The organism is Kluyvera genomosp. 3 (assembly GCF_011765685.1).
Classification (GTDB): Bacteria; Pseudomonadota; Gammaproteobacteria; order Enterobacterales; family Enterobacteriaceae; genus Kluyvera; species Kluyvera georgiana_A.
Genome location: NZ_CP050321.1, coordinates 2,877,619 through 2,903,704, shown reverse-complemented (window position 1 = coordinate 2,903,704; position 26,086 = coordinate 2,877,619). Strand labels below are relative to the sequence as shown.

23 protein-coding genes, 4 pseudogenes and 1 other annotated feature are annotated in these 26,086 nt (G+C 51.7%); of the genes and pseudogenes, 16 read left to right on the top strand and 11 right to left on the bottom strand.

Annotated elements, in window-relative coordinates; genetic code table 11:
* The first annotated feature begins 1 nt into the window (after position 1).
* The 7 genes from GY169_RS13665 (at position 2) to dgcJ (ending at position 6,720) form a co-directional block, all read left to right on the top strand.
* Complete coding sequence (locus GY169_RS13665; RefSeq protein ID WP_167576076.1) at positions 2–1,117, top strand: contractile injection system protein, VgrG/Pvc8 family; 1,116 nt, start codon at positions 2–4, stop codon at positions 1,115–1,117.
* 41 nt (positions 1,118–1,158) lie between these two features.
* Positions 1,159–1,512, top strand: coding sequence for a GPW/gp25 family protein (locus GY169_RS13660; RefSeq protein WP_167576075.1), 354 nt, complete (start codon positions 1,159–1,161; stop codon positions 1,510–1,512).
* The gene (locus tag GY169_RS13655; RefSeq protein WP_167576074.1) at positions 1,496–2,404 is read left to right on the top strand and encodes a baseplate J/gp47 family protein; all 909 of its coding nucleotides are present in this window, start codon (positions 1,496–1,498) and stop codon (positions 2,402–2,404) included. The genes GY169_RS13660 and GY169_RS13655 overlap by 17 nt, the downstream gene beginning before the upstream one ends.
* Positions 2,404–2,958: a phage tail protein I gene (locus GY169_RS13650; protein ID WP_167576073.1), complete on the top strand. Its 555-nt coding sequence runs from the start codon at positions 2,404–2,406 to the stop codon at positions 2,956–2,958. The genes GY169_RS13655 and GY169_RS13650 overlap by 1 nt, the downstream gene beginning before the upstream one ends.
* Before the next feature lie 2 nt (positions 2,959–2,960).
* Positions 2,961–4,070 (top strand): phage tail protein, encoded by a 1,110-nt coding sequence (locus GY169_RS13645; protein WP_167576072.1) that lies wholly within the window; start codon positions 2,961–2,963, stop codon positions 4,068–4,070.
* Between the two features lie 13 nt (positions 4,071–4,083).
* Positions 4,084–4,608 carry a tail fiber assembly protein gene (locus tag GY169_RS13640; RefSeq protein WP_167576071.1) on the top strand — a complete coding sequence of 175 codons (525 nt, stop codon included), beginning with the start codon at positions 4,084–4,086 and terminating at the stop codon, positions 4,606–4,608.
* A 594-nt stretch (positions 4,609–5,202) separates the two neighbouring features.
* On the top strand, positions 5,203–6,720 hold the full coding sequence (gene dgcJ / locus GY169_RS13635; protein WP_223882097.1) for a diguanylate cyclase DgcJ: 1,518 nt from the start codon (positions 5,203–5,205) through the stop codon (positions 6,718–6,720).
* A gap of 141 nt (positions 6,721–6,861) precedes the next feature.
* On the opposite strand, the pseudogene GY169_RS23435 reads toward dgcJ, so the two are convergent.
* Positions 6,862–7,021, bottom strand: a pseudogene (locus GY169_RS23435) (integrase); the annotation flags it as partial.
* Positions 7,022–7,224: 203 nt separating this feature from the next.
* Between GY169_RS23435 and GY169_RS13630 the strand changes: the two are divergent.
* Positions 7,225–7,353 (top strand): annotated as a pseudogene (locus tag GY169_RS13630) (OmpW family outer membrane protein); the annotation flags it as partial.
* 212 nt (positions 7,354–7,565) lie between these two features.
* Here GY169_RS13630 and GY169_RS13625 read toward each other — a convergent pair.
* Together GY169_RS13625 and GY169_RS13620 are read right to left on the bottom strand one after the other, a co-directional pair.
* Positions 7,566–8,042, bottom strand: coding sequence for a hypothetical protein (locus tag GY169_RS13625; protein ID WP_167576069.1), 477 nt, complete (start codon positions 8,040–8,042; stop codon positions 7,566–7,568).
* Positions 8,042–8,764, bottom strand: coding sequence for a transcriptional regulator (locus GY169_RS13620; protein ID WP_167576068.1), 723 nt, complete (start codon positions 8,762–8,764; stop codon positions 8,042–8,044). Before GY169_RS13620 ends, GY169_RS13625 begins: the two co-directional genes overlap by 1 nt.
* A gap of 252 nt (positions 8,765–9,016) precedes the next feature.
* Between GY169_RS13620 and GY169_RS13615 the strand changes: the two genes are divergently transcribed.
* From GY169_RS13615 to GY169_RS23625, 4 genes and pseudogenes are all read left to right on the top strand, one after another.
* Positions 9,017–9,694 (top strand): hypothetical protein, encoded by a 678-nt coding sequence (locus tag GY169_RS13615; protein ID WP_167576067.1) that lies wholly within the window; start codon positions 9,017–9,019, stop codon positions 9,692–9,694.
* A gap of 177 nt (positions 9,695–9,871) precedes the next feature.
* Complete coding sequence (locus tag GY169_RS13610) at positions 9,872–10,051, top strand: hypothetical protein (RefSeq protein WP_163445631.1); 180 nt, start codon at positions 9,872–9,874, stop codon at positions 10,049–10,051.
* Positions 10,052–10,290: 239 nt separating this feature from the next.
* A pseudogene (locus tag GY169_RS13605) lies at positions 10,291–10,500 on the top strand (phage terminase large subunit family protein); the annotation flags it as partial.
* Positions 10,501–10,543: 43 nt separating this feature from the next.
* A complete protein-coding gene (locus tag GY169_RS23625) occupies positions 10,544–10,738 on the top strand; it encodes a phage tail protein (protein WP_163445733.1) in 195 nt (64 codons plus the stop codon).
* Between the two features lie 160 nt (positions 10,739–10,898).
* On the opposite strand, the gene GY169_RS13595 is transcribed toward GY169_RS23625, so the two are convergent.
* Both GY169_RS13595 and GY169_RS13590 read right to left on the bottom strand, forming a co-directional pair.
* The gene (locus GY169_RS13595) at positions 10,899–12,017 is read right to left on the bottom strand and encodes a phosphoethanolamine transferase (protein WP_163445632.1); all 1,119 of its coding nucleotides are present in this window, start codon (positions 12,015–12,017) and stop codon (positions 10,899–10,901) included.
* A 975-nt stretch (positions 12,018–12,992) separates the two neighbouring features.
* Complete coding sequence (locus GY169_RS13590) at positions 12,993–14,474, bottom strand: UbiD family decarboxylase (RefSeq protein WP_167576066.1); 1,482 nt, start codon at positions 14,472–14,474, stop codon at positions 12,993–12,995.
* A gap of 113 nt (positions 14,475–14,587) precedes the next feature.
* Between GY169_RS13590 and GY169_RS13585 the strand changes: the two genes are divergently transcribed.
* The gene (locus tag GY169_RS13585) at positions 14,588–15,472 is read left to right on the top strand and encodes a LysR substrate-binding domain-containing protein (RefSeq protein ID WP_167576065.1); all 885 of its coding nucleotides are present in this window, start codon (positions 14,588–14,590) and stop codon (positions 15,470–15,472) included.
* 30 nt (positions 15,473–15,502) lie between these two features.
* Here the strand turns inward: GY169_RS13585 and GY169_RS13580 are convergent.
* The 6 genes and pseudogenes from GY169_RS13580 to GY169_RS13555 form a co-directional block, all read right to left on the bottom strand.
* A pseudogene (locus GY169_RS13580) lies at positions 15,503–16,137 on the bottom strand (LysE family translocator).
* Positions 16,138–16,488: 351 nt separating this feature from the next.
* Positions 16,489–17,298: a tryptophan synthase subunit alpha gene (gene trpA, locus GY169_RS13575; protein WP_167576064.1), complete on the bottom strand. Its 810-nt coding sequence runs from the start codon at positions 17,296–17,298 to the stop codon at positions 16,489–16,491.
* Positions 17,298–18,491, bottom strand: coding sequence for a tryptophan synthase subunit beta (gene trpB, locus GY169_RS13570; RefSeq protein ID WP_163448901.1), 1,194 nt, complete (start codon positions 18,489–18,491; stop codon positions 17,298–17,300). Before trpB ends, trpA begins: the two co-directional genes overlap by 1 nt.
* Before the next feature lie 9 nt (positions 18,492–18,500).
* Positions 18,501–19,859 (bottom strand): bifunctional indole-3-glycerol-phosphate synthase TrpC/phosphoribosylanthranilate isomerase TrpF, encoded by a 1,359-nt coding sequence (gene trpCF / locus GY169_RS13565; protein WP_167576063.1) that lies wholly within the window; start codon positions 19,857–19,859, stop codon positions 18,501–18,503.
* 3 nt (positions 19,860–19,862) lie between these two features.
* On the bottom strand, positions 19,863–21,458 hold the full coding sequence (trpD, locus tag GY169_RS13560) for a bifunctional anthranilate synthase glutamate amidotransferase component TrpG/anthranilate phosphoribosyltransferase TrpD (RefSeq protein WP_163448903.1): 1,596 nt from the start codon (positions 21,456–21,458) through the stop codon (positions 19,863–19,865).
* A complete protein-coding gene (locus GY169_RS13555) occupies positions 21,458–23,020 on the bottom strand; it encodes an anthranilate synthase component 1 (RefSeq protein ID WP_167576062.1) in 1,563 nt (520 codons plus the stop codon). The genes trpD and GY169_RS13555 overlap by 1 nt, the downstream gene beginning before the upstream one ends.
* Before the next feature lie 34 nt (positions 23,021–23,054).
* Positions 23,055–23,147, bottom strand: a sequence feature (Trp leader region).
* Between the two features lie 165 nt (positions 23,148–23,312).
* Between GY169_RS13555 and rnm the strand changes: the two genes are divergently transcribed.
* The 3 genes from rnm (at position 23,313) to rluB (ending at position 25,965) form a co-directional block, all read left to right on the top strand.
* Positions 23,313–24,194 carry an RNase RNM gene (gene rnm, locus GY169_RS13550; protein ID WP_167576061.1) on the top strand — a complete coding sequence of 294 codons (882 nt, stop codon included), beginning with the start codon at positions 23,313–23,315 and terminating at the stop codon, positions 24,192–24,194.
* Positions 24,191–24,811 carry an L-threonylcarbamoyladenylate synthase gene (locus GY169_RS13545; RefSeq protein WP_163448906.1) on the top strand — a complete coding sequence of 207 codons (621 nt, stop codon included), beginning with the start codon at positions 24,191–24,193 and terminating at the stop codon, positions 24,809–24,811. Before rnm ends, GY169_RS13545 begins: the two co-directional genes overlap by 4 nt.
* A gap of 251 nt (positions 24,812–25,062) precedes the next feature.
* Positions 25,063–25,965 carry a 23S rRNA pseudouridine(2605) synthase RluB gene (gene rluB, locus GY169_RS13540; RefSeq protein WP_065357590.1) on the top strand — a complete coding sequence of 301 codons (903 nt, stop codon included), beginning with the start codon at positions 25,063–25,065 and terminating at the stop codon, positions 25,963–25,965.
* Positions 25,966–26,086: the final 121 nt, after the last annotated feature.

Here is a 26,086-nt window from a genome sequence, read left to right as displayed (position 1 = left end):
CATGGCTGAGCAGCTTTTTAAACCTGAATACGCGCCGGTGTTCAGCGTCAGCGCGGAAGGGAAGGATATAACCCGTGCGCTGCAGGAAAGCCTGCAGGGGCTGACGCTGACTGATTATGGCGGCGCCACCGCAAAAGCAGACGAAGTAAAAATCACGCTGCTTTCCGAAACGCTGGCGCTCCCCTCCAAAGGTGCCCGGCTACGGGTGGGGCTAGGGCTGAATGATCAGCTCACCGATAAGGGCTGGTTTGTGGTGTCGGGCGTCGGTAGCAGCGGGCCGCCCCGGCGCATCGAAATATACGCGACGGCAGCCCCGATGAACGCCCAGAAACAGCCCGGCGACGTGACGAGCCAGAAAACCAGGAGCTGGGATGAAATCCGGCTGGCAGACCTGGTTAAAACCGTGGCCACGGATAACGGCCTGGTGGCAAAAGTGGCTGATGCGCTGGCGGATATTCATATTGACCATATTGATCAGGTTGCAGAATCGGATGCAAATCTGCTCTCCCGACTCGCCAGAACCTATAACGCGGTCAGCAAACCGTCTGGCGGATACTGGCTTTTTCTCCAGCAGGGCGCAGCCATGAATGCATCTGGCGGGCAGACGGGGGCGGTGACGGTTACGCCGGAGGATGTGTCCAGCTGGTCTTACAGCGAAGGCGAGCGCGGCAGCTCCACGGGTAAAGCGTCAGGCAGCCAGGAGAAACCAACCGGGAAAATTGGCGTACGCTATTACGACGAGGTGGACGGTCGCACGAAAACCACCACGGTCGATCATGATGGTCCTTCGCTTTCCAGCCCTTACACCCATCCGGCAAAGGCCACCGCTGACGAACAGGCAAAATCGAAAAAGACTCACGCCAGACGTAATGGGCAAAAAATGACCCTGACGGGACCCTGCAGGCCGAAACATATCCCCTTGACAGCAGAATCGCGCGTCACGACTTCCGGTTTCGGCACCCGTGAGGATCGGGCTTGGGTAGCTGAGTCTCTTATCTACTCCTTGACCCCATCAGGCCTCAGTTTTACCTGGAACCTGGTTGTTGATATCAGGGCCGCAGATGCTGCCAAAAAATCGGCCAAACAGGACAAAACCGGGCCGGATTACTTCGGCTGAAGCTTGCCCCTTCGTAGTAACTTTCTAACGGAATAATCTTTATGAACGGTGTCAACTGCCGAACCGGCAAACGTCTGTCCGGCGCGGCGCATCTGCGACAGTCAATCACTGACATACTTACCACGCCTGTCGGCAGCCGGATCCTGGTTCGGGACTACGGCAGCGACCTTTTTTCACTTGTGGATAATCCCCGCGACGATCTGACCAGACTGAGGATTATTGCGGCCACGGCCTCCGCCCTGGCGCGATGGGAGCCGCGTCTGAGCGTTACCCGCGTTGCGGTTTCCTTCCCTGAAGACTCATCCGGTTGTGTGTTGAATATTGAAGGCATCAACACGGAAACAAATATCCTATACAGCACCGGAGGCATTTCTGTTTATGGCAAGCAGCTATGACGTTATCAACCTGTCAGAACTGGCCGTACCGGACGCCATTGTGGTACCGGAAGCCAGCGATATTTTTATCCGTTGGCTGGCGCGCCTGCAGGAATTGGATCCTGAATTCGACGCACTGGTTGAATCCGACCCGACTTACAAACAGGGGGAAGTTAACGCCTATCAGCTCACGCTTGCGTTTCAGCGGGTCAATGATGCCGTCAGGGCGGTTCTGCTTGCCAGCGCTCAGGGGGATGACCTTGACCAGATCGGTGCTGCGTTCAACGTTCCGCGGCAAGTGATTTCGCCCGCCGAACCGGAATCTATTCCGCCCGTTGAAGCAGTGATGGAGGATGACGACGCGTTTCGGGAACGGATCCAACTGTCATGGGCGCAGCTTAATACAGCCGGTGCCAGAAATGCTTACCGCTTCCATGCCAAATCGGCAGATAAGGACGTGCTGGACGCTGACGCTTACGGCCCGGAGACACATAACTGTCCCGGTGAAGTCGATGTGTATGTTCTGTCCCGTACGGGGGACGGCACCGCCAGCGAAGCACTGTTGTCCACCGTCGCTGGCACGTTAAATGCCGATGAGATCCGCCCCCTGACCGACCTGGTCAACGTGAAAAGCGCGGTGATAGCTGATTACGCGATTACCGCCGAACTCGAGATCCCCGACGGGCCTGACGCCCAGACCGTGCTGGAGAATGCGCGGACGGTTGTTACGCGGTATGCCGAGCTATCGCACCGTATAAAGGCGCTGGTGCCGCTTTCTGCGCTGTATGCAGCTCTTCAGCAGCCCGGAGTCGTAAGGGTGAGACTAACCAGCCCTGCGGAAGATATTGAACAAGAAGCCGGACAGGCACCGTGGTGCTCAGCGATCACGATTACCCGAAAAACGGAGGCCTGATGGAAAACGCATTTCGCTCCCTGTTACCGCCTGGCGCGTTTAAGCCGGAACGGGTCATCGAGCAGGCAGGCAGTGAGCAGATCATGGCACTTGATACCGACATGGTCAGGAAAGTTAAAAATCCTGATACCTGTCCGGCTCATCTGCTGCCCTGGCTTGCCTGGGAATTTGCGGTTGATTTCTGGGATGACAGCTGGACGGAAGCGGAAAAAAGGCAGGTTATCCGCGACGCCGCGTATGTGCATCAGCACAAGGGTACCGCGGGCGCTGTCCGGCGTTCGCTGGGCGCGGTCAGCCTGCCGACGACGGTCGTGGAGTGGTGGGAGGAAACGCCACGGCGTGCGCCGTACACGTTCAGGGTTGAAGTCTACAGTACACAGGAAATTGATGATGCACTCTATGCACGAATCCGACGGCAGGTGGATAAAGCCAAGAATCTGCGCAGCCAACTCAGCAGCATTGATGTGATTGCTGATCTTGGCGCTGAAGGGGCATTTTATACGGGCGGTGCGCTCACCGCCTGGATTGATGTAATTATTGAAGCCGGAGAATAAGCATGGCGGACACCAGGTATTACAGTACACTCACCAGCCGGGGAAAGGAACTTGAAGCAGAGTCATCTGCAAAAGGGAGCCCGGTTATCATTCAGAATTTTGTCATTGGTGATGGTAATGGTGAGCCAACCATTCCGGATCCAGTCAGAACGTCGCTTATTAATGAAGTTTACCGGGGCACCATTTCCTCGCTTGAGGTATCGCCGGAACAGGCTAACCAGTTCATTGCGCACCTTGTTATTCCGGCCAGTAGCGGCGGATTTACAGTACGGGAAGCCGGATTACTGACGGATGCCGGAGAACTGTATGCCGTGGCGAACTGCGCGGCGATTGAAAAACCACAAAAAGGGGTCAGTATCAGCCTTCAGTTCCGTCTTGCTGTTTCTGATACAGCAGAAATTGAACTGAACGTTGCTACTGGGGAGGGATTATTCCTGCGCCAGGATGCCAATCTTTCAGATTTAAAGGACGTGGTTCAGGCGCGTAAAAATATGGATCTAAAGGGGGCGGCCCTGCTGGATGTGGGGGATAAATCCAACACTGTGGCGGCCGGGGACGATCCGCGGATAACTAATGCAGTGCAACGCACCGGCGACGTCATGAGCGGCGATTTAGTGCTGCAAAATCTTTACATAGACGGTGCCGATTTTATTGGCAAACGTAAAGTCATTACCAATGCTGACGGCACTAATGGCACCAATGGTATGCGCCTGTATGGACTAGGTGATATGTATGCCGATATTTATCATTATGAACAACCGGGAATTCGGCACTCTTTGTCTATTCATGTTGTAGGTGGTGGTGGCGATGCATATTTTGAATTCTGGCAAAACGGCGAGTTTCGTTATGGAGGTAATATCTTAGCTACTGACGGAAATATCTATGGTTCTGCGTGGGGCGGGTGGTTGCGTGACTATTTAGGAAATTTCGCCACAGGCGTGCGACTCGGCGCGGAGACATCAGTAGTGATGAATGATGGTAATACGTATAGAGCTCCCTGGGGGAGTGTTGTGACAGGGATTACAAAAGGCGGTGGCGGGAACCCTACAAATCTATTTTTCAAGCCGATTCAGGTATTTTTAAACGGGGCATGGATAACGATTGGCGGTTAAAGGAGGCATGAACATGCAGAATATTAATAATTTTACCCAGGGCGCACCACGTACACCTGAAGACGTTAAAAAGGCAGGAAATGGTGTCTTATTTCTTTTTTCGGAATCCGGACAGAGTTGGTACGACTGCCAGCAATTATTTTCCGCTGATACGATTAAATTTACCTATGACGCGAACGGAGTAATTCGTAGCATCGATAAGGATGTATCCATGCTCTGGCCAGCCAATCTTAGTGTCGCAGAAATAAATTGCGATGCTGCACCTGAAAATTTCAACATTGACGGTAAATGGGTTTATGCCGATGGTGCAATCCAGCCCCGCACCTATACAGATGAAGAACTGAAGAAACAAGCGGATGAGAAAAAAGCAATACTGATGACGCAGGTCAGCGCGGAAATAGCACCACTTGAGCGTGCAGTAAAGCTGGGTATCGCCACACCAGAAGAAACGGCGCGGCTTGAGGAACTGGAGCGCTACAGCGTTTTATTGAATCGTGTCGATACTTCAGATCCAGTATGGCCGGTAATACCAGCTTGATTTAAAGATGCCGTAGTCTGTGGTAGCTAACAAAGACTACGGCTGGGCCAGGTGTTCATGCCGGGGCGCTGGCGCAAGTATAGGGTAAATCTATCATTCATGTTGGTATACTACCTGATTAAAAGTGGATAACTTATTGAATGTAATAGATATAAAAATCAATGGATATACCACTTATTAAAGATAACTTATTGATTTACAGTGAATTGCCTCCGGTCTCGAAAATCGGTGTGATGAAGGGGGCAGCGCCAGCCCATTAGCTGCATTAGCATGGACTCGCTCAACTGCTACTGCAGACAGAATGCGAACAGGTCAGAATGTCGGCCATGAGCGAAAAGCGGAGATTAAAAATTCACCATAAACCAGCCGGCTAATAGAGAAGGCTGACTGGTTTCAGCGTTATTGGACAGATACAGGTTTTAACTCTAGCGCTGAACGTCTTTCTCACCAATAGCTCTAATGATTCCGGCTGAATTTCTGGCGACAAGTAAGCCGTTAGGCACATCTTCAAGCACTACTGCACCTGCATCGAGCACGTTGTTTTGTGCTATACTTGCTATTATTTTCAGGTGGTACAACAGGGAATTAACCATCTTGTCCAGTCAAAAATATATCAGTGCGATTATCCTGATCGTGATTTGCACAACCTCAGTGTTTACCGTGCTGGCTGTTCGTGAAGCACACGATTTACAGAACTATATGGGGTATGTCGCTGAAAATGGGAAATCAGCGCTTTTTCATGAAGAGTCTATTAACCAGAATATAGCCACCCGGCTTTCACGGGAATTTTATCACCGAATAGCCGATGCGCCCTCCGACGATAGCGAACAGGCAGCAATATGTCAGCATCTTGAAACCGAGGGCGATATTTACGGATTCAATCTGTTGAAGAAAAACAGGAATAACCTCGACGGCACCCTGCAAACCCGCAATAGTTCGTGTAATGAGTGGGTGGAGGATATTGGCGCGCTATCTGTTATTCACGCTGCTGAACGCGCAGTTCAGTCGAAGTACAGCTTTTCAAATTATACCGGCTATACGTTCAGGAATATCAGATACTATATCGATCTTGCTCACAGCTATATTTATATTAATCAGCTAGTTGATACTCGAAACTATACCTTCAGTAACTGGCTGGAGGGGAGTAATGGCAATATCAATATCGCTCGCAGCGCACACACGATTTCGATTGATGATAATGCCCTAAAAGATCTGCTAAAGGGGGAAACCACGCTGTCACATATTTATCAGGATGGCTATACCCGCAATAATATAATTAGCATGCTTACCCCTGTATTTTTGGGGGATAAAGTAAAAGGCATTCTGATCACAGACATCAATATTGACGATCTAGTGGTGTCGTTTAAGACTGTCGACCGTCCGTTGTTGTGGCGGTTCCTTTCTTTGTATGTCACCGATAATGGAGCCGGCAGTCATATTGCTTTCCATAAGCCATATGTCAAATCTTATGCTTTGATCAGTTATGAAGATGCGCTCACTCAGTATTACACCCTGCATGTGAAACTAGATGCTATCTACGTCATTATTGCGAATTTATGGTTGTTACTGCTTTATTTCCTTGTAACCTGGGCATTATGCCGGTATGCCCATAAACAATTAATCAGACAAACGTTGCTTTCCAGGGATAATGTGACGGACGCTATGACTGGGTTGTATAACAGAAAAGTGATTACGCCTGATCTGGAACAGAAAATTAGCTCACTCGTCCACAGATCTATCCCCGTCACGGTCATCGCCATTGACAGTGATGGACTCAAAAGAATCAATGACTCTCTCGGTCACCATATGGGCGATAAAGCGATACAGATGCTGGGTATGGCGCTGGGTAATGCCATTCGTAAAAGTGACTATGGTATCCGACTTGGGGGCGATGAGTTCTGTCTGGTTCTTATCGATTATTCTCTGAATAAATCGCGTGATGTTATTACACGTGCACAGGAACAATTACACGCGATTGACACGGATAAACTGGTGGCATTTTCCTGGGGGGCATATCAGTTACTGCCAGGAGACACACTGGAAGTGGCAATGCTGAAAGCCGATGAGTTGCTTTATCAGCATAAACGCAGCAAATATGAGGAACGCCGATAAACCCGTTAGCATATGTCTTCATTTCTTGCACGATATAGCGCAGTGTAATCTGATTAAAGGACGATATCAGACCGAACTGTATGGGCACCATGCTGTTGAATGTGTGATGCATTTTTATGCAGGGCTTTTAATGCAGTCCTGTCAGACTCTGCTCTTAATTGGCTCAGAGATCTCCAACATGTCATCGACTTCAATACCCAAATGACGAACAGTGCTTTCCAGTTTCTTATGGCCCATCAGAAGTTGGATCCCCCGAAGATTTATAGATTAGGTAATGTTTTGCTCTTCTCATGGAATGCGTATGATTTGCTCCCCGTCGATCAGTACTTCATGAAGTTAGCAGTGCCCGCTTGGCACAAAGCTGACGTCGTCGCACGAAAATCGTTCTGCAAAACTATTTTTATCTCTATGAAAATCAGATAGTTAAAATAACAAGAAATGAACCTATTTTGAGAGTGAAAATGGACGATTTAGTTTTACAAAACAGATAGATAGAAAGTTCATTTGGTAGTGTCGGTCTGGTATATGGATATCGACACCAACGTGAAGTTTAAAGCTAACGGCGTGAACCAGAGCGTCAGTACCAGACTGGATCCGTGGGTGTTTATGTTCTCGGCTGGTTATCGCTTCTGATTTCTCCCGCAAAACTGGCCATTATATGGCCAGTTTTTTCCCATCCTTTCCCGCGTGAATCGTGGTGACGATCTGTCATGGCTACGCCCGAAAACCGGGTTCGTGCAGGCGCTGAGATCCCCGAAGTTGAATTGCCTGATAGTCGCCGTGTTCTGCACCAGAAAACCAGAAGCGCTGGCAAAGGCCACCGCTGCCTGCATAGCCCAAAGGTGCTAATGCACAGCACAGACAATGTAAGGCCCTGAGGTATTGGAAATGACCATGTCCCCTGAGGGGAGCTGCCGAATGTTTACAACTCGATATGAACCAGGCTGTATTTGACCCAGATATTTCCGGGTGAGTTCGGCAGGAACATCATCGGTACCGGTTGGGGTAACACTTATAGCATGTAACTTATAGTCAGCACTGCCAATGCGTACATAGTCATAAATGATGGTTCGGTTGATCGTATATATATTATCTTCATTATGGATTTCACCCGATATATTGACTAATGCCTCTCCCTTCAGGGAGAACGTTACATTTTGAGTGAAATTTAAAAAAGGACTATTTCCTTCATTCGTTGAAAAAGACGCAGTTGAAGACGAACAAGTAAAACTGAGGTTATGTTGAAAATGCCAATATCCGAGAACTAAAAATATTGCCAGTAACGCGCCCGCGGAAATAAATAAAATAGTGAACTTTTTCATTAACGTATCCAGGAAAAATAGTAAATATTTTGACAAGTGTTTCGGCTGTCGCTCCATTCAATACACCGACTGAATAATATCTTAGCTGGTTTATGTAAGTGTAGCGTTTCCTGGGCGTAAATATAGAAAGCAGTTGTTGCAGTACAAATTTGATTGTTTTTTTCCAGCGCTTCTTTCGCAACAGCAAAAATGGATGCATCTGTAACATCACTCTTTACCCCGGAAATATCATAAACAGGACATCCCTTCAACTCACCAATTTTTCGTGGAGTGATTTTTTTGGGTTGATCTGTATATAAAAACGAACCCAGGAAAATAACAACCAGAGTCATCACAACCATAACGTATTTTAACATATGAGGCAGGAGGTTTCGCTGATGGCGAATCTGCGTCGATACATCGATGTCTTTGCTGAGATAATATCCTGCCCGCGGTACAGTGACAATAATGTCCCCTTCACCGAGATACCCGGCTAAGGTTTTTCGCAGCTGACTGATGTACTGATTTAAAGTATTGGAAGAGGATACGATCCCTGCTTTTTCCCACACTTCAGTGAACAACGTATCTCGGGTTACCAATTCGCCGTGGTGTAGCACCAGGTGGTGCAGAATTTTACTGGCGATAATCGTCAGTTGTGTCGTCTCGTCCGCTTTTCTATTGGTATGGCGCAATGTGCCGTTCACGGAATCATAGATCACCCTTTCATCAAAGGTATACAACATCGCTCGTCTCCTTTAATTGAGCATCTTTACATGATAGATCTTTCTTTTCTTCCTGTTCAGGTATGTCATACCGATTCAATTGTATAGTATATAAATCTATATTTCATGTTTTACGCAATATTCCTTCCAATAAATTAGCGTGACAGTGGATTATAATATTGTTTGGCTAGAGAGTATTCTGAATACTGAGTCCATCAAGGGGGAGGTATCTTGTTGCCCGGGATTACGTTGCCGAGCTATGTGGAAGAGCCGGTGCAGAGCGTGGCGGGTATTCACGTTAGTTCTAGTCAGGAATGGAAAACAGGAAGAGGCGGTCGTATCTTCCTGTTTAAGTGGGGCATGATAGTGACTTATAGCATTGAGACCAGCAATAACTACATGCGGTTCGCCCTGGAATCTTTGTATCTGCAAAACAGATATTCTCATCGAACCTGCATTATTGATGTTACTTCGTTTTATTCTATAAAGGATATTATTCACTGCGTCAGGCGGAATGTTTATAGCACACGATTTATGTTTATTGGCGATGCCGGCGTGCATTCTCGGGCATTGTCGCCTCTCATCACAATAGAAAGTAAATGGCCATTGTCCAGATATTATGAAGCAATTCGCCACTGTCCTGGTGTTGACTACGAAACGGTTATGGATCTTCTGTTAGCGCATAGGAATATGGAGCATTTCTCACACAGAGAAAAAACGACGGTTTACGGACTGTTGCTTAAAGAATCTATGATTGATGCAGCAAATGAAATTGGTGTACGCCCCAAGTTGTTTTATCAACGAGTCGATCGATTGGCTAAGATGCTAAATATGCGCAGTCGTCTTCAGGTACTTCAGTTTTTTAAGTACGAGTATCATCCCAGTTTTGTGCTTGCGAAGATCAACAATCAGGTCAGGGTGTCCGTGAGGAAGCAGTTAAGTACCTGGTAAAGCAATATCAGATCGATACAAACCCACTTCGGTGGGTTTTCACTTCAAAAATGCATTTATTTAATTGATCATTTTCCCCTGTAGATTATTTGTGTCTTTACACGGCCTTTTGTAAGGAAGCTTAGTTAAGTGCTTTTGTTAATTCGACGCTAATTATGGCTGTTGCTGGGGATAGCTGTGGAAAAAGAACATAATATGCCCGATCGTGGGTATGTCATCATTAGGTGTGATAATAGTGTTATTGTCGCCAGACTTGCATCATTTGCCAGCGCCATTATATACCGAAGCGGCGATATGATATCCTTCATGCCATTACAACCGGATGAAATTGTTGGTACACCATCGTTATTCGCATAAACGATTTAAATGGCGAAATCCTGACCTGGTCAGCTGATTCCATCGGGTTCTGTGAAACTCCAGTTATAGACCTGAACAACCTATACCTGCTGCGCAGCGGAGACACCATGGGGCAAAACATACAAGCCCCGATTTACTCTATGATGTGTAGCCAGGTCAGCGATTTCTTTTAGTCTTTTTTCTACCGAGGTGAGGAATGAAAAAGGGTTGGTTCTACCAGGATGAACTGATCGCCTAAGAAGCCGATGAACTGCCTGGCGCCCCGGGAGTACGACGTGGTGGTTTTTGTTGGCCCGGCACGTACTGGTAAGACAATTGACCTGATTGATGGCTGGGTGGGTTACAACATCGTATGCGATCCGTCTGTATGCTCATTGTGCAGATGACGGAAGAAAAAGCACGTGAACACTAGAAAAAAACGCCTGGCAAGAACTTTCCATGCCAGCCCGTAGGTTGCGCCGTCCTCTGATTTCAAATGTGTCGCGTTGACGGATTATCATTCAGGATTTTGTTGTTGGTAATGATCAGCCGACCTTTCCGGATCCTGCCAGAATGCCGCTTATTAATGAAGTTTATCAGGGCACCATTTCTTCGCTTGAGGTTCCGCCGGAACAGCCTGACCAATTCATCGCACACTTGGTGATCCCGGCCAGCAGGGGCGATTTAACGCTGCAAAACCTTGTATAGATGGTCCCGGTTTCATTGAGAAACGTACGGAAGTTAGCAAACAGCGACAGTGATCAGAACAACAAAACGGTGAGCTACGATTACGCATAACAAAGCCCGGCATAACCGGGCATTGGTAAACGTGAAATAACTGCTGAAAGTCAAATAATTACCATGCTTATTATTTAAGCCCTGACTTTAAATCGTTCGTGATGTCTATCGCAGGGTCATTCACTTTGTACGCCTGTTTACTTAAACCATAATCTTGTGTACTGGATATACCATCAAACAAGTTATAGGGGCTAATTGAATCGCCAGTGATGCCCATCCAGTTAGCCAGACCATTAACAAACATCAGACCTGATTTCTGCGATGTAACGACAGTTCTCTTATCATCGTCAGATGATATTTTAACCAAGGGGATGTCGTGATGGTATTTACTGGTATAGTTATTATTGAGCTTAATCTCACCATTTATTTCACGATGGACCAGTCCATGATCTGAAAAATAAATCATAGAAAATGACCGGCCTTTGTTATTACTCTTCAATATATTATAAGTTTCTTTTAAAAAATCGTCTGTTTGCCTGATGCTAGAAATATAACAAGCAATATAATTATTTATCCTGGAGCGGGATTTGTACTGAACATCCATGTCTTTGATTCTGTCACAGACATTAGGATGAGAACCCATTGTATGCAACACAATAAATCTTTTTTTATTCGTACTCCGGGATAAGATGTTAGTTAACTTTCGTAATAGCACTGAATCCTGGATGTTAGATTCGTCGTATCCCTGAAATTTAGTAAAGTAGGAGTATCCGGCATTTTTGGCAATGGCCGATACGGGAGAGTCCCATTCACCAAACTGGCCCTGATTGGATAACCAGTAGGACTCAATACCAGCCTGGTTTACCATCCCCATGATATTCTTGTTGTAGTGTGGTTGCCTGCTGTAAGGGTCTCCTTGAGTCAGCATCATGCGTAAAGAACCTATGGTGTAGGTATCTCCGGATGTCAGGCCATTAACGATGACACCATTCACACTGTCCAGAAATGGTGTGTTTTCTACAGGATAGCCATATACATGAAAATAATCTCTCCTGGCACTTTCCCCAATAATCAGAATATAGTCATCATATTTTGATTCATTTGTCAGATTAACATCATTCCAGTCATTTTTGTATACATATTTAGATAGTTCAGCCTGATCAGCATTAAAGTTCTTAATAGAATTTTCAGCTTTTTTTATGAAAATAAGTGCGCCGGACGAGATTGTCAGGATAATTGCGACTAGCATAACGTAAGTTCTGTTTTTAATAGGTCGTATTTTAAATTTATATGATAGCAAGTGTAATGCATAAAAAAGAATAGGGATCGAAATTGCATATATATATGATTTGTAAGGTATCAATGTAAGAAACTCAAAACTTTCCTGACCGTCAGTAGCAAATAAAGAGGATACGTACTGATATGATGGATATCCGTAAGTAAATCCTATAGGGGCATACAGAGCAACAATTATCGATGCCGGGAGGGTAATGAGGTAATATGATTTTTTTGATCCCAAAGTAAAACTTGTTAACAACAGAAGAACAATGACGTTGAAGACTTCCGGGTGAGAATCACCCGTCGCCCTTAAGGTAAATTTTGACAATAAAAAAAGAGAAAAAAGAAAGCATGTTATCAATATGCACTGCTTGAATTGTTTTATCATGATCTCTGGTTATTTCAATGCTGGATGTATGGTTTTTGATTATTTTACATAGAGTATGACGAATAATCACCTTGTTTTTACAGGTCTGATATTTTTACTTAGCTTGCTATCATATCGGAAATAAAACTATATCGAACATTTCTACGATAGAGTGAGTCAGGAAAAGGAAAATAGTGCACGAGTCGCCCGTTATTTGGGCATCATTAACTGTTCGCAGTAGTACACTTACACTCAGACACCCGGGCTACGTGTTTCGGGCGGTTGGGGAAAATAGCTCAATAGCATAAGCGTTGGGGAAGTTGAATGGAGAGGACGCTTACGTTAGTGAAATAACTGGGTATGAAGAAGATATCGGTACTGCCTGCCAAACGCTGTGGTCGTAGGCTGTATAAAATGTCCTGGTATCTTGTGTTGGTCATTATTCAGGATGATGCACGCATGTGTAGATGCATCAACAGGCGACGTTATACAGTAAGTATCCTTGGTGTGCTCTTTGGTAAAACTGGCCAGTATATGGCCAGTTTTTTTCACGCTAAAACTTCATCGCGGCAGTCACCGCTATTTATTGAACAGATCAGGTGCCCAGGGTGTGGGATCAACATCCATAAACGGTGCGCGTTCAAACCGGGACTTCAGCGCCCATGGAACGGTGCAGTCAAATATGGTCTTACAGGTGATGCCGTTGGCGCGGATGGAGTGACTGTAATCCGGCGCTTGAGACGGATCCAACTGATGACCGCGAAGTCCCGGCAGATTGGTGATGCTGACGTCACCCTGCATTCGGGTGGTCATGGCCCAGAGAATGTCATCACTGTCGAAAATATCGACGTCTTCATCGACGAGAATAATGTTCTTAAGCTCGGAATAGGTGGCTAACGCAATGAGTGCCGCCTGGCCCTGACGTCCTTCATCTGACGGTTGACGCTTTTTCACCTGCAAAATACCGAGGAATTTACCGCCACCGGCGGTATGCGCGTACACGTTTTGCAGAAAGCCGGGAATTGCCTCTTCAACGGCGTTGCGAATGCTGGCTTCCGTTGGCAGCCCGGCAAGCGTGGTGTGCTCTTCACCCGGCCCCACTAGCGTTTGTAAAATCGCCTGGTGACGCATGGTGACCGCTTTCACTTTAATAACGGGTAACGAGGGGTTGGCTTCGCCACAGTAGCCGGGGAACTCCGGCATAGCGTGTCCGCTATCGGTATGCTGATCTTCTCTGACGCGAACGCCGGGCAGCAGCTCGCCTTCAATAATGATCTCCGCGCGGGCAATCGCCTTTTCCTGGACCGCCAGGCCTTGTACCAGCTCCACCGGCTGCTGGCGTAATGCGCCAGCGACGCCCAGCTCGTTGTAACCAAAGGGCGTGGTAGGGGCTTCAAAACAGGCGCCAATATAGATAGCCGGATCCAGACCCATATTGATGGTCACTGGCAGCGGTTTGCCTGCTGCTTCTGCTTTTTGACGGAACACTTCAATATGGCGACCGGCAGCAAGAAACATCGATAGCTCGTCGCGTTCCTGTACGCAGAGACGATGGATGGTCACGTCGGTCAGTGAAGCATCTTCAGGATCGCTTGCCAGCACCAGCCCAAGACAGAAGAACGGGCCTGCATCAATGGGGGTGTTGGTCGGGGCCGGGAGAAGTTTACGCAGATCGAAGTCAGGATCGTCTGCGTAAAACACCTGTTCCTGGCAGGGTGCCTGCGAGGCCGGAACGACGATGGGGGCAATCGGCGCTTTGACCGCCTGGCCGACGTGCTGCGCGAGCTTTGCGGGTTCACAGCCTAACAGTAGCGCGGCTCTTTCCCGGCTGGCATGCATACCGACAAGAATGCGGGAGCTTGGGTAGCCTTTAATGTTATTGAACATCATGGCAGGGCCAATGCGGGTCGGTCGTTTTACCGTACCGCCTGCGCCAATATGACGGTAAACACCTGCCAGTTCTGCATTGGGATCAACGGGATGATCGGTTTCAATATACTGGCTCTCGTGGCGCTGGAGTAATGCGATAGCGCTTCTGAGATCGTTAATCTGGTTTTTCATGTTTTGCTCCTGCTAATCAATACCTCCATTTTTATTCGAACGAGACAGATCATCAATTGCATCATTTATGCTATTTTGATATGAATTTTATTATCAACTTTCTGGTGTGAGTGATGCAATTTCGACTGATGCGCAATTTCATTGTGGTGGCTGAAGAACTCCACATGCATCGAGCCGCAGAGCGGTTAAATATGGCGCAACCGGCACTGAGTCAGCAGATTAAAACCCTCGAGGAGCGTTTAGGGGTCACGCTGTTTAGTCGCGCAAACCGCCGTTTGACGTTGACGCCTGCCGGCACCGCATTTCTCAAGAAAGCCAGAATTGCCATCGCCATGGCCGAGCAGGCCGCTGTTGATGCCAGACAGACGGCCAGAGGTGAGCAGGGGGTACTGAATCTGGGCTGCGTGTCGAGTGTGATGCTCGATAGCAAGCTGCCAGCCTGTCTGCGCCAACTGCACGCGCAGTGGCCAGCCATATCAATTTCAATGATGACGGGCAATGTGCAAAATCTCTACACCGCCGTGCAGAGCAACCAGCTGGATGTGGCCATCATCCGCGCACCGATTCCGGTTCTGCCGGAAGACCTGCAAAGCCGCGCTTTTACGACAGAAAAAACGGTGTTGGCGATCGGCAAGCAGCATCCTCTGGCGGGCTCATCGGCGCTGACGCTGGCTTCCGTTAAAGACGATAAGTGGATTTCCTTGCGGGATCCCGAAGGGGTAGGCCTGGAGCAATATCTCTATGATGCCTGTCATAGTGCGGGTTTTCAGCCGCATGTTATCCAGAATGTGAGCGACGTACTCACTGTGCTTAGCCTGGTTTCCGCCGGCTTCGGCATCGCGTTGCTGCCCGTTTCCGCGAGGGCGGTCAGCCTGGAGAATGTCGTCTATGTCGATATCATCGACAGGCTGGAGGAGAGCGAACTCACCCTGGTGTGTCATCGAATCATTCGCTCAGAGGTCCTGAATAAATTTCTACGAACGCTTGAACGTCCATGAGGGCGTGGAGTGATGCTGCTCCACCGGGCGTTATGATGGCCCGCGCTCGGAGGCAATCTTTACCGCGAGCCCGGTCAAAACGCCCCCCATTAGCCAGCGCTGGATGATGCCAAACGACGGACGCGCACCAGAAATAACGCGATGGTCCCTGCCGAGATTGCCACCATGGCGTTTATCGAAACGCTGATCACAATCTGCGTCATGCCGAGCAACAACGATTGCCCCAGTACGCTGCCGTGCGCCGGGTTGATAAACTGGGGTAGCAGCGACAGATAGACGATGGCAATTTTAGGATTGAGCAGGTTGGTCAGAAACCCCATCAGGAACAGCTTGCGAGGGCTGTGTCGGGGTAATTCCTTCAATTGAAACGGCGAGCGCCCGCCGGGGCGCACGGACTGCCATGCCATCCACAGCAGATAAAGCACGCCAGCAATGCGCAGCGCGTCGTAGGCATAGGGAACGGCCATCATCAGCGCGGTCAGGCCGAAAGCGGCACAGACCATATAGAAGATAAAGCCAAGCGCCACGCCACCAAGAGATACCAGCCCGGCCGCTCGCCCCTGAGAGATGGAACGAGAGATGAGATAGATCATATTGGGCCCTGGCGTGAGTGCCATACCAAGCGAGACGAGCGCGAAAGCGAGAATGTTATGGGACTCTGACATGACGGACTCCTGCGAGGCGATGTTTTTTTATCCTATGCGATTCTGTTTTTTTCCGCGAGGCAATTGTTAGTAGGGGATTCATTCAGGTCGCAGGTACGTTTATATCTGTATGGCACGGCGGTCGGACTAAAAAAAAGCCCGCATTGGATGCGGGCAAAAATACTGGAAGCAATGTGAGCAATGTCGTACCGAATATCCGAGTGTTTAACTCAACTATTCGGTAATGAGAAAGGTAATGCTTCTCATTTAATATATCAACCCTGTTTTTTGTGTGCAGACAGAATGGCGTCGGCCAGCATGGAAAGGGGGAAGCTGGAAGGCCGCCCAGAGGATGCCGGGCGGCCTGAGAGGTTACGCTGCTTTTGTCGCTGCTTTCATGCTTTGGACAAAGCTTTTCAGTTCATTGAGCATCGCCTGCGGATTCTCGACGTTGCGTTCGATGATCTTCACAATTGCCGAACCGGAAATGGCCCCGGCGGCTCCGGCATCAATGGATGCCGCAACCTGATCCGGCGCAGAAATCCCAAAGCCCTGCAGCGGCGGTGCGGCGTTGTACTCTGCCAGCTTCGCGACCAGATGGTGCAGCGGCAGGGCGGCGCGGGTTTCGGTGCCCGTTACGCCTGCACGGGAAAGCAGATAAGTGTAACCACGTCCATGTTCGGCAATCTGGCGCAGCAGTTCATCATCGGCATTTGGCGGGCAGATGAAAATTGGCGCGACGTTGTGACGCAGGGCCGCCTGACGGAACGGTGCAGATTCTTCCACCGGCACATCAGCAACCAGTACTGAATCCACGCCGACGCGAGCGCATTCCGCGTAGAACTCATCGATACCACGGTTAAATACCAGGTTTGCATACATCAGCAAGCCGATTGGGATAGCCGGGTGTTTCTGGCGAATCGCCGCCAGCATTTCGAAACACTGGGTTGGGGTTACCCCTGAAGCAAATGCGCGCAGGGTCGCGTTCTGGATGGTCGGACCGTCAGCCAGCGGATCGGAGAACGGAATGCCCAGTTCCAGGGCGTCGGCACCACCTTCGATCAGCGCATCAATGATTTTTAGCGACTGCTCCGGGTTCGGGTCACCTAAGGTCACGAAGGGGACAAAGGCGCCTTCCTTGCGGGCCTTCAGTTGGGCAAACAGGTTGTCGTAGCGTTCCATCAGATTTCCCCTCGCGCTTTCAGAATATCGTGTACGGTAAAGATGTCTTTGTCGCCGCGGCCGGACAGGTTCACTACCAGCAGCTGCTCTTTTTCCGGGTTTTCGCGCATCATTTTCAGCGCGTGGGCCAGGGCGTGGGATGACTCCAGCGCCGGGATAATCCCTTCGTGACGGCTCAGCTCTTTGAAGGCGTCGAGCGCTTCATTATCGGTAATCGACACGTACTCGGCGCGACCAATGCTGTTGAGGAAGGCGTGCTGCGGGCCGACGGACGGGAAGTCGAGACCGGCAGAGATCGAGTAAGATTCTTCAATCTGGCCTTCATCGGTCTGCATCATCGGTGATTTCATGCCGAAGTAGATGCCCACGCGGCCATGCTTCAGCGGTGCGCCGTGTTCGCCGGTTTCGATACCGTGACCGGCCGGTTCTACGCCAATCAGGCCGACGCTGGTCTCGTCAATAAAGTCGGCGAACATGCCGATGGCGTTGGAGCCGCCGCCGACGCAGGCAATCACCGCATCCGGCAGACGACCTTCTTTTTCACGCACCTGCACTTTGGTCTCTTCACCAATCATGCGCTGGAACTCACGCACGATGGTTGGGAATGGGTGTGGGCCCGCGGCGGTACCGAGCATATAGTGCGCGGTTTCGTAGCTGCCAGACCAGTCGCGCAGCGCTTCGTTACAGGCATCTTTCAGGGTCGCGGAGCCACTGTGTACCGCGATAACCTCCGCGCCCATCAGGCGCATACGGAACACGTTCGGTGACTGACGCTCGATATCTTTAGCGCCCATATAGATGCGGCACTTCAGGCCGAGCAGGGCACAGGCAAGCGCAGAAGCCACGCCGTGCTGACCGGCGCCGGTTTCGGCGATGATTTCGGTTTTGCCCATCCGCTTTGCCAGCAGCGCCTGGCCCAACACCTGGTTGGTTTTGTGCGCGCCGCCGTGGAGCAGGTCTTCACGCTTGAGGTACAGCGTGGTTTTGGTGCCCGCCGTCAGGTTGCGGCACTTAGTGAGCGCCGTTGGGCGGCCAGCATAGTTTTTCAGCAGGTCGGTAAATTCGGCCTGGAAGTCAGGATCTTTCTGCGCGCTAACAAACGCTTCTTCCAGCTGGCGCAGGGCCGGCATCAGAATCTGCGGAACGTACATACCGCCAAATTCGCCGAAATAGGGGTTCAGTAAAGTACTCATTATTGCTCCTTAATATGCGCGCAGCGTCTGAAATACCGAGGCCAGTTTGCTGGCGTCTTTAATACCCGGTTTTGACTCGACACCTGAATTGAAATCCAGCCCGGCGCAGCCGCTTTTGGCTGCGTCTACGCAGTTGTCTGCGCTTAACCCACCGGCCAGCATCACGTTGCTGAGATCCTGACCTTGTAACAGAGACCAATCAAAACGCTGACCGGTGCCGCCCTGACCATTGTCGAAGAGATATTTGTCGACATGATTCAGATTGCGCGGCGGCAGTGTGTCGGCCACGCTCAGCGCTTTCCAGATTTGCACGCCATCCGGCAATTCCGCACGCAGAGCGTCAATATAGGTCTGGTCTTCATCACCGTGCAGTTGCACCGCGCTCAGCGATAGCGTGGTGGCAAGCGCGATCACCTCGGCTTGCGGCGTATTGCGAAACACGCCGACGTAGCTCAGCGGCGCGGCGGCCATCACCTCACGGGCCTGCTCCACGCTGACCGCACGCGGTGACGCGGGAACGAAAATCAGCCCGCCGTAAATCGCGCCGGCCTCATAGGCCGCCTGGGCATCCTGAGCGCGGGTCAGCCCACAGACTTTATTTTCCCCCAGCAGCACGCGGCGGACGGCGGCATTGAGGTCATCATGAGACATCATCGCCGAACCAATCAGAAAGCCGTTGGCGAAGTGCGCCAGCTCGCGAACCTGCGCGTTGGTGTTAATCCCGGACTCGCTGATAACCGTCACATCGTGCCCCAGACGCGGCGCCAGCTGGCGGGTACGGTTGAGGTCGATAGAGAGGTCACGCAGATCGCGGTTATTAATGCCGACGACTTTGGCCTTCAGCGCAATGGCGCGTTCCAGCTCTTCCTCGTTGCTCACTTCAGTCAGCACGCCCATATTCAGACTGTGCGCCACGGCGGCAAGCTGGCGATACTGCTCGTCGTCCAGCACCGAGAGCATCAGCAGGCAGGCATCCGCCTGATGGAAGCGCGCCAGGTAGATCTGGTAAGCGTCGATGATAAAGTCTTTGCACAGAATCGGCTGCGGCGCGATTTGGCTGACGATTGGCAGGAAATCGAAGCTGCCCTGGAAATACTTCTCGTCAGTTAAAACCGAAATCGCCGAAGCGTAGTGTTTGTACACGTTGGCAATACGCGCCGGGTCGAAATCATCACGGATCACCCCTTTCGACGGCGAGGCTTTTTTACATTCCAGAATAAATGCGGTGCGGGTGCCGCGCAGCGCGTCATAGAAACTACGCTGGCTTGGCTGCACGTCGTTCTGGAACGAGGCTAACGGTTGTTGTTGTTTGCGGGCTGCTACCCAAATCGCTTTATCGGCCACGATTTTTGCTAATACGGTCTGCATTTTTTATCCTCTTGCCGCTAATGCGGTGACGCGGTCGTAGGCTGCGCCGCTGTGCAGCACATCCAGCACTTGCTTGACGTTGGCCTTCAGGTCTTCATGACCGTAAAGACGCATCAACATGGCGACGTTTACCGCCACAGCGGATTCATGCGCAGCTTCACCTTTACCTTGTAGTAAGCGCGTCAGAATGTCACGGTTTTCTTCCGGGGTGCCGCCTGCCAGCTCGGCCTGATGGTAAGGCTTGAGGCCGAAGTCATCCGCAGTAAGCTGGTAGCTCTTAATTTCCCCGTTATTCAGCTCGGCAACCACCGTTGGCGCATGGAGCGAGACCTCATCCATCCCGCCGCTGTGGACTACTGCCGCACGTTCATAACCCAGTACACGCAGGGTTTCGGCGATCGGCAGTACCAGTTCCGGACTGTAAACGCCAATCAGCGCCAGCGGCGGGTGCGCCGGGTTAATCAACGGACCCAGCACGTTGAACAGGGTGCGGGTTTTCAGCTGTTGGCGAACCGGCATCGCATGGCGGAAACCGGTGTGGTATTTCGGTGCGAACAGGAAGCACACGCCGAGTTCATCCAGCGCCTGACGCGATTTGTCGGCGTTCATATCCAGATTGATGCCGAAGGCGGCCAGCAGATCGGAAGAGCCCGATTTGCTGGAGACGCTGCGGTTGCCGTGCTTGGCGACTTTTAGCCCACATGCGGCGGCGACAAAAGCGCTGGCAGTGGAGATATTGATGCTGTTGCTGCCGTCGCCGCCGGTGCCGACGATATCGGCAAACGGGTAGTCCGGACGCGGGAACGGCGCGGCGTTTTCCAGCAGCGCGGTGGCGGCACCGGCGATTTCGTTCGGGCTTTCGCCACGAATTTTCATGCTCACCAGCGCGGCGGCCAGCTGCTCTGGCTTCACTTCACCGCGCACTACGGCGGAAAACAGCACGTGACTTTCCTGCTGGCTCAGCGTTTGTGCCTGATACAGTTTTTCCAGAATTGGCTGGAGTGTGTTGCTCTGCTCCAGCTTCTGCAGCGCCCATGCCAGGGTTTGTTCCAGCAGGCGTGCGCCCTGAGTGGTGAGGATCGATTCCGGATGGAACTGGAAACCGCAAACGCGATCGGCATCGTGCCGGACCGCCATCACCATTCCGTTAAAGTGGGCGTTGATGGTTAAGCCTGCCGGAATATTGCTGCCTACCAGCGAGTGGTAGCGGGCGACCGGCAGCGGGTTGCTTAAGCCGTCGAACATCGCCTGACCGTCGTGTTCAATGCTGGAGGCTTTACCATGCAGAATTTCGCCAGCCTGGCCGACATAGCCGCCGTAGGCTTCAACAATTGCCTGATGGCCAAGACAGATGCCGATAATGGGCAGCTTGCCGCGCATGCGCGTCAGCAGCTCCGGCATGCAGCCCGCTTCAGAGGGGGCTCCCGGGCCGGGAGAGAGCATCAGCACCGGGTTGTCCATGGTGCCGAGGCGGTCGATTAAGGTTTGTGCCGGAACGTGGTTACGGTAAATCACCACGTTGTGCCCATTTGCGCGCAGCTGATCTGCCAGGTTGTACGTAAAGGAGTCGATATTATCGAGCAGCAGAATGTCAGCCATCAGAAAATCTCCTGTGCATGATGGGCGGTGGCGATGGCGCGCAGAACTGCACGCGCTTTATTACGGGTTTCATCGGCTTCAGACTGCGGGACAGAATCCAGCACCACGCCTGCTCCGGCCTGTACGGTGGCGATCCCGTTTTCAACAAACGCTGAACGAATAACGATGCAGGTGTCGAGGTCACCGTGGGCGGTAAAGTAACCCACCGCGCCGCCGTAGCTGCCGCGGCGTTTACCTTCGGCGGCAGCAATCAGCTGCATCGCACGGACTTTCGGCGCGCCGCTGAGGGTGCCCATATTCATGCAGGCACGGTAGGCGTGCAGCACATCGAGGTCCTGACGCAGCTCGCCAACTACGCGTGAGACGAGGTGCATCACGAAAGAGTAGCGGTCCACTTTTGTCAGATCGGCCACGTAGCGGCTGCCCGGCGTACAGATGCGGGCCAGATCGTTACGCGCGAGGTCAACCAGCATCAGATGCTCGGACAGCTCTTTGTGGTCGGTACGCATCTCCAGCTCAATGCGGCTGTCGAGGTCACGATCCAGCGAGCCGTCGGCGCGGCGGCCGCGCGGTCGGGTGCCGGCAATCGGGTAGATCTCAATCTGACGATTAGTGGCATCGTACTTCAGCGAACTTTCCGGCGACGCGCCGAACAGAGTGAAGTCGTTATCCTGCATAAAGAACATGTACGGGCTTGGGTTGCTCTTTTTCAGCACATCATAGGCTGCCAGCGGGGAAGGGCACGGCAGCGAGAAGCGGCGAGACGGCACCACCTGGAAAATTTCTCCGGCGCGAATGGCTTTTTGCATTTTGCGCACCACGTCGCCGTACTCTTCATCGCTTTGATTGGTTTCGCAGCGCATCTCTTTAATGGTGTGTACCGGCAGAGCTGTCGGCGGTTCATTCAGTTGCTGGCGTACCTGCGCGATACGCTGAAGCAAACGATCTTTTTCCGACTCAGACGGGGTAAACAGGCTCGCCTGAATGCGCGTGTTTTTAGTCTGATGGTCGATTACCAGCAGCGTTTCGGCCAGATAGAAGCAGTAGTCCGGGCAGGCTGTGTCGCTTTCAAGCTGCGGTAAATCCTCAAAACCGGCGACCAGGTCGTAAGCGAACAGGCCGCCGAAGAACATCGCTTCACGCTCGTCCTGCGGAACGTCGACCAGCTCTTGCAGCAGGCGGAAGGCGTCAAACACCGACAGCGAGCACAGGCGGGCATCTTCATCCAGCAGCGTGCTGACCGACGGGAAACGCAGCACGCGGCTGTTCGGCTGGCGAGTGTTCTCAACGCCTGCAGGCAGCGCGGCATCGAGCAGCGGCAGCAGGGAGGCACCGTTATCGGAAAGCGCCTGCAGCGTGACGGTATCGCCCAGTGCGGTGATGCGCAGCGCGCTATCGACCAGCAGCAGGCTTTTTAAGTCGTTTTTACTGTCAATATCAGCTGATTCCAGCAGCAGCGTCGCCGGACGTGCGCCGCACAGCTGGTGGAACAGTGCGGTGGGGTTTTCACGGTAAATCGCGTCGCTGGTCAGAAGCTCGAGCATAGGTTTTTGTGTTTGCATCGTTGTTCTCGCCTGTTCTGTCTCTTTTTTGCTTAATAAAAAGCCCGCTCATTGGCGGGCTGGGTATCTGTATGCTTAACGCAGACGTGATGACTCCGCCCTATCGGGAAGTACGCCACCAACCGCCGTGCAGAGCAATCATTTTACGTGTCATTTGCAGATACCTTACTAAGTGAACTTGCGTACTAGTTAACTAGTTCGAAGGGGCAAAGTCAACCCCTGATTTCAGAATTTCCCGTAATCCCGCTATGATAGGCCGCTAACAACGCTGAGTCGTATTAAGGAAGCCGTTTTGAGCGATACCAATTACGCAGTGATTTACGATCTGCACAGCCACACCATCGCCTCGGATGGCCGCCTGACACCGGAAGAACTGGTGCACCGCGCCGGGGAGATGCGGGTGGGGACGCTCGCTATCACCGATCACGACACCGTGGATGGCATCCCTCGCGCGCAGGCGGAAATTGCCCGCGCCGGGCTGCCGCTCACGCTGATTACCGGGGTGGAAATTTCTACGCTGTGGGAAAATCATGAAATTCATATCGTTGGGCTGAATATCGATATTGCCAACCCGACGCTCACCGCCTTTTTAAACGCACAGATCGATCGCCGCCAGCAGCGCGGAAAAATGATCGCCGAGCGCCTGGAGAAAGCGCATATTCCCGGCGCCTGGGAAGCCGCGCTGAAAATGGCTGAAGGCGGCGCGGTGACCCGCGGCCACTTTGCCCGTTTCCTGGTCGAGCAGGGTAAAGCCAGCAATATCGGCGATGTCTTCAAAAAATATCTCGCGCGTGGGAAAACCGGTTACGTTCCGCCGCAGTGGTGTACAATAAAGGAAGCTATTGATGTCATTCATCATTCGGGTGGGGTAGCGGTTATTGCTCACCCGGGGCGGTACAATCTGTCCGCCAAGTGGCTGAAAAGATTGCTGGCACACTTTAGTGAACACGGCGGCGACGCGATGGAAGTTGCCCAGTGCCAGCAGGCGCCGCACGAGCGCGCTCAGCTTGCCACCTATGCCCGCGAATACGGTTTACTGGCGTCACAAGGGTCGGATTTCCATCAACCCTGCCCGTGGATTGAGCTGGGCCGCAAACTGTGGCTACCCGCAGGCGTCGAGGGAGTCTGGCAGCGCTGGGAGCAGCCGCAGAATACAACTGAGAGGGAAGCATGAGTCAGTTTTTTTATATCCATCCGGATAACCCGCAGCCGCGTCTGATTAATCAGGCGGTTGATATTGTGCGTAAGGGGGGCGTCATCGTCTACCCAACCGATTCCGGCTACGCGCTGGGCTGCAAAATTGAAGACAAAGGCGCGATGGAGCGGATTTGCCGCATCCGTCATCTGCCGGACGGTCACAACTTCACGCTGATGTGCCGCGATTTGTCCGAGTTGTCGACTTACTCCTACGTCGACAACGTGGCGTTTCGTCTGATGAAAAACAACACGCCGGGCAACTACACCTTTATCCTGAAAGGGACCAAAGAAGTGCCGCGTCGCCTGCTGCAAGAGAAACGTAAAACGATTGGCATGCGCGTGCCGTCTAACCCGATAGCCCAGGCGCTGCTTGAGACCTTAGGCGAGCCGATGCTCTCCACCTCATTGATGCTGCCGGGCAGTGAATTTACCGAGTCTGATCCGGAAGAGATTAAAGACCGTCTGGAAAAGCAGGTGGATTTGATCATCCACGGTGGTTATCTGGGCCAGCAGCCGACCACGGTGATTGACCTGACCGAAGACTCGCCGGTTGTGCTGCGTGAAGGCGTCGGTGACGTGAAGCCGTTCCTGTGATGTCCTGAACCCGGCAGTTGCCGGGTTATTCCCATGTCATGCGCCGATTTGCCCCTTCCTCAATAAAAGGCCAGGAACAAGCTGCCCATTTCTTCTAAAATTCGTGTAGTATGTGCGGTCACCATTTTGGGTGGGTAGCCTCGTTGCCATTAAAGCGCCGCTGCCCGCCTGCTTATGCGACCCGGTGCATACTCCCGCGTTGCTAATGAAGTCTCAAGACGCCTGTGAAGGCGACACCTGAAGGAAGCTCTATGAGCGATAAAAGCGAAAAACTGCAAAAAGTGCTGGCTCGTGCTGGCCATGGCTCCCGTCGTGAAATTGAAACGATTATTGAAGCGGGCCGCGTGAGCGTCGATGGCAAAATTGCCAAGCTGGGCGATCGCGTTGAAGTGATCCCGGGCCTCAAAATTCGTATCGACGGCCATCTGATCTCCGTGAAAGAATCTGTCGAACAGATTTGCCGTGTTCTGGCCTATTACAAACCGGAAGGCGAACTCTGTACTCGCAACGACCCGGAAGGGCGTCCGACCGTGTTTGATCGTCTGCCGAAACTGCGCGGCGCGCGCTGGATTGCCGTAGGCCGTCTGGACGTGAATACCTGCGGTCTGCTGCTGTTTACCACCGACGGTGAACTGGCGAACCGCCTGATGCACCCAAGTCGTGAAGTTGAGCGTGAGTACGCGGTGCGTGTCTTTGGCGAAGTGGACGACAACAAAGTGCGTCAGCTTTCTCGTGGCGTGCAGTTGGAAGATGGCCCGGCAGCGTTCAAAACCATTAAATTCAGCGGTGGCGAAGGCATCAACCAGTGGTACAATGTAACCCTGACTGAAGGCCGTAACCGCGAAGTCCGTCGTCTGTGGGAAGCGGTGGGTGTGCAGGTCAGCCGCCTGATCCGCGTTCGCTATGGCGATATTCCGCTGCCGAAAGGCCTGCCGCGCGGCGGCTGGACCGAGCTGGACCTGGCGCAAACCAACTACCTGCGTGAGCTGGTTGAGCTGCCGCCGGAAACCTCGTCAAAAGTGGCGGTGGAAAAAGACAGACGTCGCATGAAGGCGAATCAGATTCGTCGCGCCGTGAAGCGTCACACGACCACCGGCAATAATGCGAATAACGGCAACCGCCGTTCCAGCACGCGTAATAACCCGAAAGGGTAAGCACCAGTGTTCCGGCGGGCCTCCGCCGGAACTTTATTCCCGCATTTCTCTTCTCCTGTGATTCTATTCACACTTCTGTATAAAGACAAAAAACAGGAATTCCCCAGACAAAGAACGCAAA

Excerpts from the sequence above, each read along its gene's own strand:
- GY169_RS13665 (WP_167576076.1), top strand. The coding sequence starts at position 2 with ATGGCTGAGCAGCTTTTTAAACCTGAATACGCGCCGGTGTTCAGCGTC.
- GY169_RS13660 (WP_167576075.1), top strand. The coding sequence starts at position 1,159 with ATGAACGGTGTCAACTGCCGAACCGGCAAACGTCTGTCCGGCGCGGCG.
- GY169_RS13655 (WP_167576074.1), top strand. The coding sequence starts at position 1,496 with ATGGCAAGCAGCTATGACGTTATCAACCTGTCAGAACTGGCCGTACCG.
- GY169_RS13650 (WP_167576073.1), top strand. The coding sequence starts at position 2,404 with ATGGAAAACGCATTTCGCTCCCTGTTACCGCCTGGCGCGTTTAAGCCG.
- GY169_RS13645 (WP_167576072.1), top strand. The coding sequence starts at position 2,961 with ATGGCGGACACCAGGTATTACAGTACACTCACCAGCCGGGGAAAGGAA.
- GY169_RS13640 (WP_167576071.1), top strand. The coding sequence starts at position 4,084 with ATGCAGAATATTAATAATTTTACCCAGGGCGCACCACGTACACCTGAA.
- GY169_RS13625 (WP_167576069.1), bottom strand. The coding sequence starts at position 8,042 with ATGAAAAAGTTCACTATTTTATTTATTTCCGCGGGCGCGTTACTGGCA.
- GY169_RS13620 (WP_167576068.1), bottom strand. The coding sequence starts at position 8,764 with ATGTTGTATACCTTTGATGAAAGGGTGATCTATGATTCCGTGAACGGC.
- GY169_RS13595 (WP_163445632.1), bottom strand. The coding sequence starts at position 12,017 with ATGCTAGTCGCAATTATCCTGACAATCTCGTCCGGCGCACTTATTTTC.
- GY169_RS13590 (WP_167576066.1), bottom strand. The coding sequence starts at position 14,474 with ATGAAAAACCAGATTAACGATCTCAGAAGCGCTATCGCATTACTCCAG.
- GY169_RS13585 (WP_167576065.1), top strand. The coding sequence starts at position 14,588 with ATGCAATTTCGACTGATGCGCAATTTCATTGTGGTGGCTGAAGAACTC.
- trpA (WP_167576064.1), bottom strand. The coding sequence starts at position 17,298 with ATGGAACGCTACGACAACCTGTTTGCCCAACTGAAGGCCCGCAAGGAA.
- trpB (WP_163448901.1), bottom strand. The coding sequence starts at position 18,491 with ATGAGTACTTTACTGAACCCCTATTTCGGCGAATTTGGCGGTATGTAC.
- trpCF (WP_167576063.1), bottom strand. The coding sequence starts at position 19,859 with ATGCAGACCGTATTAGCAAAAATCGTGGCCGATAAAGCGATTTGGGTA.
- trpD (WP_163448903.1), bottom strand. The coding sequence starts at position 21,458 with ATGGCTGACATTCTGCTGCTCGATAATATCGACTCCTTTACGTACAAC.
- GY169_RS13555 (WP_167576062.1), bottom strand. The coding sequence starts at position 23,020 with ATGCAAACACAAAAACCTATGCTCGAGCTTCTGACCAGCGACGCGATT.
- GY169_RS13545 (WP_163448906.1), top strand. The coding sequence starts at position 24,191 with ATGAGTCAGTTTTTTTATATCCATCCGGATAACCCGCAGCCGCGTCTG.
- rluB (WP_065357590.1), top strand. The coding sequence starts at position 25,063 with ATGAGCGATAAAAGCGAAAAACTGCAAAAAGTGCTGGCTCGTGCTGGC.